Annotated in this window: 7 protein-coding genes and 1 riboswitch; of the genes, 2 read left to right on the top strand and 5 right to left on the bottom strand. The window is 38.9% G+C overall.

Annotation, left to right across the window (positions count from 1 at the left end):
• Positions 1-170: 170 nt before the first annotated feature.
• The 5 genes from ahcY to BBROOKSOX_RS08300 form a co-directional block, all read right to left on the bottom strand.
• Positions 171-1,541 carry an adenosylhomocysteinase gene (gene ahcY, locus BBROOKSOX_RS08320; protein WP_010646913.1) on the bottom strand — a complete coding sequence of 457 codons (1,371 nt, stop codon included), beginning with the start codon at positions 1,539-1,541 and terminating at the stop codon, positions 171-173.
• Positions 1,542-1,561: 20 nt separating this feature from the next.
• A riboswitch (S-adenosyl-L-homocysteine riboswitch) is annotated at positions 1,562-1,634 on the bottom strand.
• Positions 1,635-1,643: 9 nt separating this feature from the next.
• Complete coding sequence (gene metK, locus BBROOKSOX_RS08315) at positions 1,644-2,759, bottom strand: methionine adenosyltransferase (RefSeq protein ID WP_139660917.1); 1,116 nt, start codon at positions 2,757-2,759, stop codon at positions 1,644-1,646.
• A gap of 188 nt (positions 2,760-2,947) precedes the next feature.
• Complete coding sequence (ccmB, locus tag BBROOKSOX_RS08310) at positions 2,948-3,613, bottom strand: heme exporter protein CcmB (protein ID WP_139660915.1); 666 nt, start codon at positions 3,611-3,613, stop codon at positions 2,948-2,950.
• A 2-nt stretch (positions 3,614-3,615) separates the two neighbouring features.
• Complete coding sequence (ccmA, locus tag BBROOKSOX_RS08305) at positions 3,616-4,212, bottom strand: cytochrome c biogenesis heme-transporting ATPase CcmA (RefSeq protein ID WP_139660913.1); 597 nt, start codon at positions 4,210-4,212, stop codon at positions 3,616-3,618.
• 19 nt (positions 4,213-4,231) lie between these two features.
• Positions 4,232-4,906, bottom strand: a complete 675-nt coding sequence (locus BBROOKSOX_RS08300; protein WP_139660911.1) for an outer membrane protein assembly factor BamE — start codon at positions 4,904-4,906, stop codon at positions 4,232-4,234.
• 56 nt (positions 4,907-4,962) lie between these two features.
• Between BBROOKSOX_RS08300 and fur the strand changes: the two genes are divergently transcribed.
• Both fur and BBROOKSOX_RS08290 read left to right on the top strand, forming a co-directional pair.
• On the top strand, positions 4,963-5,373 hold the full coding sequence (gene fur, locus BBROOKSOX_RS08295) for a ferric iron uptake transcriptional regulator (RefSeq protein WP_139660908.1): 411 nt from the start codon (positions 4,963-4,965) through the stop codon (positions 5,371-5,373).
• A gap of 16 nt (positions 5,374-5,389) precedes the next feature.
• Complete coding sequence (locus BBROOKSOX_RS08290; RefSeq protein WP_139660905.1) at positions 5,390-6,181, top strand: metal ABC transporter permease; 792 nt, start codon at positions 5,390-5,392, stop codon at positions 6,179-6,181.
• Positions 6,182-6,418 lie beyond the last annotated feature (237 nt).

Raw genomic sequence — 6,418 nt, 5'->3', positions numbered from 1 at the left:
ATAAATAGGAACAATCATCATAAACCCACTTTTCACCCACTTGGCGATTTTTTAAACCCAGCCTTAGCCCTGCTAGGACAAGGTTTAAAGAAATCACCCATTGGGCAAAAATTGGATTTTACTAATCATCCCTATTTATGCAAAGGTCTCAACTTAATGATTTTTAATCTTTAATATTTATAAGACTCTGGCTTAAATGGACCATTTTTTGGCGTGTTGATGTAATCAGCTTGTTTGTTGGTAAGTTGGGTTATCACACCACCAAAACCCGCTACCATATCACTGGCAACTTCTTCATCAAGTTTTTTAGGCAAGACTTTTACATAAATCTCACCACCTATATCAGCAAAGGCTTTTTCATATAAATACATTTGCGCCAATACTTGATTGGCAAACGAACCATCCATAATGCGACTTGGGTGGCCTGTGGCATTACCGAGATTTACCAAGCGACCTTCGGATAATAAAATTAAATAATCATTTTTATCATTGCTTTTAAACACACGATGAACTTGCGGTTTAACTTCATCCCAAGTCCAGTTGTCGCGCATATATTGGGTGTCAATTTCATTGTCAAAATGTCCAATATTGCACACCACTGCACCTTGTTTAAGCATTTTCAACATTGCGCTATCACACACATTGAGGTTGCCTGTGGTGGTAACGATTAAGTCAGTTGTGGCTAATAAGCGTTTGTTAATATCCTTAGTTTCGCCCGTATTTTCACCGTTTTTATAAGGAGAAACAATCTCAAAACCATCCATACAGGCCTGCATCGCACAAATTGGGTCAATTTCACTAACTTTCACAATCATGCCTTCTTGACGAAGAGACTGTGCTGAGCCTTTGCCAACATCGCCATAACCAATCACCAAGGCTTTTTTACCTGCCATTAGCATATCTGTGCCACGCTTAATTGCGTCATTAAGCGAATGGCGACAGCCATATTTGTTGTCATTTTTTGATTTGGTAACAGAATCATTCACATTAATAGCAGGTACTTTAAGTGAGCCTGCTTCCAACATTTCCAATAAACGGTGAACACCCGTTGTGGTTTCTTCACTAATACCATGAATATCTTTTAACATTGCTGGATATTTTTCGTGCAACATTTGTGTTAAATCACCGCCATCATCCAACACCATATTGGCGTTCCAAGGCTTGCCATCGGTAAGGATGGTTTGCTCAATGCACCATAAGAATTCTTCTTCAGTTTCGCCTTTCCAAGCAAAAGTAGGGATATTGGCAGCTACCATTGCGCTAGCTGCGTGGTCTTGCGTTGAGAAAATATTGCAACTTGACCAGCGAACCTGTGCACCCAAGTCAACCAAGGTTTCCATGAGGACGGCAGTTTGAATAGTCATATGAATACAACCCAAAATTCTTGCATCTTTTAAAGGCTGTGTTGCACTGTATTTAGCTCGAAGTGCCATTAATGCAGGCATCTCAACTTCTGCCAGTTCGATTTCTTTACGACCAAAATCAGCCAAAGTCATGTCAGCAACTTTGTAGTCGTTATTGTTAAGTGTATTGTTACTCATTTTATGCTCCTAAAAAGGTTAAAAAATGAGCGTCGTTTTGATTTTACCAAGCCTGATTGAAAAATATTTTTCAATGCAACGCCCCTTGGTATGTTGCATATTTTACTTGATTTTTTCCCAAGTAATGTTATCTTCTGTGCGACCAAAATGTCCGTAAGCAGCTGTTTGCTGATAAATAGGGCGTTTCAAATCTAGCATTGTGATTAAGCCTTTGGGGCGTAAATCAAAATTTTCATTGACAAATTTTTCAATTTCTATCATCGGTACTTTTGCTGTGCCAAAGGTTTCAATACTGATTGAAGTTGGCTTTGCTACGCCAATGGCATAAGATACTTGAATTTCACATTTGTCAGCCATGCCAGTAGCTACAATATTTTTTGCCACATAACGAGTTGCATAGGCGGCACTTCTGTCTACTTTTGATGGGTCCTTGCCTGAAAATGCACCACCGCCATGTCTTGCCATACCACCATAAGTGTCCACAATAATTTTACGACCCGTTAAGCCCGCATCGCCGACTGGACCGCCAATCTCGAAAGCCCCTGTTGGGTTGATGTGGTATTGTGTTTTATCACTTAACCACTGCGCAGGTAAGATAGGTTTTATAATCTCTTCCATTACTGCTTCTTTAAGCGCTGCTTGAGAAATATCCCCATCATGCTGTGTGGATAAAACCACCGCATCAACACCAACAACTCGCCCATCTTGGTAAACACAAGAAACCTGTGATTTTGCATCAGGGCGTAACCATGATAATTGCCCGCTTAGCATTAAATCTGCTTGTTGCTTAACCAAACGGTGTGCGTAAGTAATCGGTGCGGGCATTAAAACATCAGTCTCATTACAAGCATAACCAAACATTAAACCTTGGTCGCCTGCACCTTGTTCATGGTCGTCAAATTCATCAACGCCCATAGCAATCTCGGGTGATTGTTCACCAAGTAAGTTGGTGATTTTGCAACTGTTACCTGTAAAACCGTATTCTTCTTTGGTGTAGCCAATATTATTGATAGTTTCCCGCACAATCTTGTCGTAATCAACGCTAGCAGTGGTGGTAATCTCGCCTGCCAATATAACATCGTTGTCTTTAACCAAAGTTTCGCAAGCCACACGGGCGTTCGTATCTTGCGTTAAAATCGCATCTAATATAGCATCAGATATTTGGTCGCAAACCTTATCAGGGTGTCCAGCAGAAACGGACTCGGAAGTGAAAATCATTTTTTATTCTCCTATTTAAAAACTTTTAATAATCATCAATAATTATTAAAAGTTTTCATTAAAAAACCCCACAAAGTGGGGTTTCAGAAGAAATCCTACTTTAGCTTGTTTTAGTTTACCTTGATGGGCAACAACGCTAGCAATCGGGACAAATCAGCGTACGCACAAATTATAACAGAAGTGATTAATTATTCTAAACTTATTTTTAGAGACAGTGCACTAATAAACGGCGCAAGCATCAAGCTTACCACTAAGATTGTCGCTAAGAAATACAACTGAGCACTAATATCTAAGCCAGCAGATACTTGAGAAACCGCAGAGGAGGCAAAGATAAGAATTGGGATATACAGAGGTAATATTAACAAGGACAATAACATTCCTGAGTTTTTAATACCGACAATGAGCGAGGCACCAATGGCACCAATCAAACTCAGGCTTGGCGTGGCGAGTAGCAGGGTGAACATTAAGACTTTAACTCCTTCGTTGTCTAAGAACAAAAACAAGCCAAGCAAGGGCGACAATAAAATGATGGGAATGCCAGTCAGTAGCCAATGAGCAGTGATTTTGGATAGAATGAGCAAGGGCAGTGAATGGTGAGAGATAAGCATTTGCTCAAGCACCCCATTCTCAAAGTCATGATGAAATAATGAATTTAGCGATAACAATACAGCCAACATACTGGCTACCCAAATAATACCAGCAGCAATTTGTGACAATGTTGTGGCTTCTGGGCTAATGGCTAATGGGAATAGTGAGACAGAAATCACAAAAAACAATAAAGGATTAAGCACACTTGATGGATTGCGAATTGCCACATTTAAGTCGCGTTTAAGTGTTTGCAGGTAGATATTCATTGTTATAGCGCCAATACCTTTTGATTTTTTAGCGCTGAGTCTTGATGCGTGGTGAATAAACACAGCCCACCTTGCTTGCAGTGTTTGCTGATGCGCTGCTCAATGATTTTAACACCTTGAGGGTCAAGCGCGGTAAATGGCTCATCTAGTAGCCAAACTTTGGCATTAGAGACAAACAACCCTGCCAAAATCACACGGCGTTTTTGCCCTGCTGAGAGTTTGCCACAGTATTCGTCTTCATAGCCTTGTAAACCGATTTGATTAAGGGCATCAATTAATTTTTGTTCATCGGTTGACTGATTCAGTGCGTTTAAATATTTAAGATTTTCAAGGCAACTAAGTTCAGCGCTAAGTGCGCTCAAATGACCTAAATAAAAAACTGCATTTTGGTACTCTTCTGATTTGACAGGGTGATCGTCCAAGTGAATGGTGCCTTGTTCTTGTGTATTAAGTCCAGCCAAAATTTTTAACAGTGAGGTTTTGCCACTGCCATTGGTGCCAGTAATACGCAAAATATCCCCTGAATTAACCACTAACGACAAGTCGTCAAATAAAAGGTTGTAACCCTTTTGGCAACTTAGATTGTTAAGTGTAAGCACTGAGGCAGTGTAGCGTTGGTTATTTACTAGAATTTATATCAAGGTTTGTTTTTTCTTTCAATTCCTTGGTTTTATTTTTTTCTTCCAGCTCTTTAGCTTTTTCTTCTAATTCCTTGGCTTTGTTTTCTTCTTCCAGCTCTTTAGCTTTTTCTTCTAATTCCTTGGCTTTGTTTTCTTCTTCTAGCTTCTTAGCTTTTTCTTCCAACGCCTTAGCTTTGATTTTTTCTTGCTCAGCGTGTTTGGCTTTTTCTTCAGCAAGGCGCTTTTCTTCTAATATTTTAGCTTTTTCTTCAGCAATACGAGTCTCTTGTAATTTTTTTTGTTTGTCGGTTAGTTCTGGCAAGGAGCTAATGCCATCAGTATTGATATTGACTAATTTGACTCCTTCAAACTTCAGTATTAAGCGATAGCGAATAACTTCGCCAGAGCCCATCATTGAATGGTTGATATAATCCCATTGATTGTTGTGGAATGGGTCAATGACACTGGGGGTTCCAATGAGTTCTTGTACTTGTTTTTTTGACATCCCAATTTTTAATTGGTTAATGCTAAGACGGCTTAATACGGTACCTTGATTGATATCAGCTTTATAAGGTTTTATCAATGACAATGTTGGTACCTCGGGCACATAGTCTGAAAAAGAACAAGCGTTTAAAAGTAGAGATAAAAATGTAATTAGAATTAATTTGTTCATTTTTTGGTTAAAATAAAATAATTGTGAATTATTAATTTTACCTTAAGGAGAATGCAATGGACGCGCAAGATTTAAAAAGTGCAGGGCTTAAAGTTACCTTGCCAAGGCTTAAAATTTTAGAAATTTTAGAAACCAGTGAAAATCGTCATATGAGTGCTGAGGATATTTATCGTGCACTGATTATGCAAAACGAAGAAGTCGGCGTGGCAACAATCTACCGTGTGTTAACTCAGTTTGAAACATCTGGTATGGTTAATAAACTTAATTTTGACAACGGACAAAGCGTATTCGAGTTGTCTAATGTTGAGCATCACGACCACTTGGTGTGCGTCAAGTGTGGCAAGATTGATGAGTTTACAGATGAAGTTATTGAAAAACATCAGCACGATGTTGCTGAAAAATATGGCTACCAACTTACCGACCATTGTCTATATTTATATGGGTTGTGTAAGCACTGTCAAAAATAGCTGACTTAAGGAAATAGTGGAAGATTTTATTTTTAGAGCGCTTTTAGCAGCGATTGGCATTTCAATTATTGCAGGTTCTTTAGGTTGTTTTGTGATTTGGAGACGCATGAGTTATTTTTCCGAATCCATTTCTCATTCAGCGCTGCTCGGTGTGTCGTTAGGCTTGATAAGTGGTTTGGATATTCATATTGGATTGATTGTTGTTGGTGTGCTATTTGCCACTTTGATTGTTGCTTTACAACAAAAAGATTTTTTATCTAATGACGCTATCTTAGGTATTTTTTCACACATTGCTTTATCACTGGGTATTGTAGTTTTAGCATTAGTGGGCGGTACAAATACTGATTACTTCTCATTGTTGTTTGGTGATATTTTGTCTATTAGCAATCAAGATATTATTTGGATTTATACCATTCTTATCTTGGTTGGTGTTTTACTGAGTGTCTTTTGGCAACGCTTGTTATTACTCACACTCAACGAAGAATTAGGAGTGGCAAGTGGACTTAATCGCTTTGCATATCAATTATTGTTTATGTTGATGATTGCACTCACTGTCTCAGTTTCCGTACAAATTGTTGGTGTGTTGCTTATCACTTCGTTGCTTATTATTCCGCCAGCTGTTGCTAGAGTATTTGCGGGTAGTCCCGTTCAAATGGTATTTTTATCTATTGTCGTTTCAATCATTGCTGTTGTTGTTGGGCTAAATAGCTCAATATACTACGATGTGGCAACAGGTCCGGCAATTGTCATCGCATTGGGTGTTTTGTTCGGACTTTCTCAGTTGTTCACCAGTAAAACCCTGGCTTGACTTTTTATTAATAGAGACCTTTGCATAAATAGGGATGATTGGCAAAATCCAATTTTTGCCCAATGGGTGATTTCTTTAAACCTTGTCCTAGCAGGGCTAAGGCTGGGTTTAAAAAATCGCCAAGTGGATGAAAAGTGGGTTTCTGATGATTGTTCCTATTTATGCAAGGGTCTCTAATATTCTAAAGGGCATCATTGAGTTCGCTTAGCTGGTTGGTTTGTTGCTCAACGATGAGTG

This window comes from bacterium endosymbiont of Bathymodiolus sp. 5 South (assembly GCF_900128535.1).
Lineage (GTDB): Bacteria > Pseudomonadota > Gammaproteobacteria > PS1 > Pseudothioglobaceae > Thiodubiliella.
This window is presented reverse-complemented; position numbering and strand designations above follow the sequence as displayed.

Bases quoted from the DNA above. Each gene is read 5' to 3' on its own strand.
- ahcY (WP_010646913.1), bottom strand. From the start codon at position 1,541: ATGAGTAACAATACACTTAACAATAACGACTACAAAGTTGCTGACATG.
- metK (WP_139660917.1), bottom strand. From the start codon at position 2,759: ATGATTTTCACTTCCGAGTCCGTTTCTGCTGGACACCCTGATAAGGTT.
- ccmB (WP_139660915.1), bottom strand. From the start codon at position 3,613: ATGAATATCTACCTGCAAACACTTAAACGCGACTTAAATGTGGCAATT.
- BBROOKSOX_RS08300 (WP_139660911.1), bottom strand. From the start codon at position 4,906: ATGAACAAATTAATTCTAATTACATTTTTATCTCTACTTTTAAACGCT.
- fur (WP_139660908.1), top strand. From the start codon at position 4,963: ATGGACGCGCAAGATTTAAAAAGTGCAGGGCTTAAAGTTACCTTGCCA.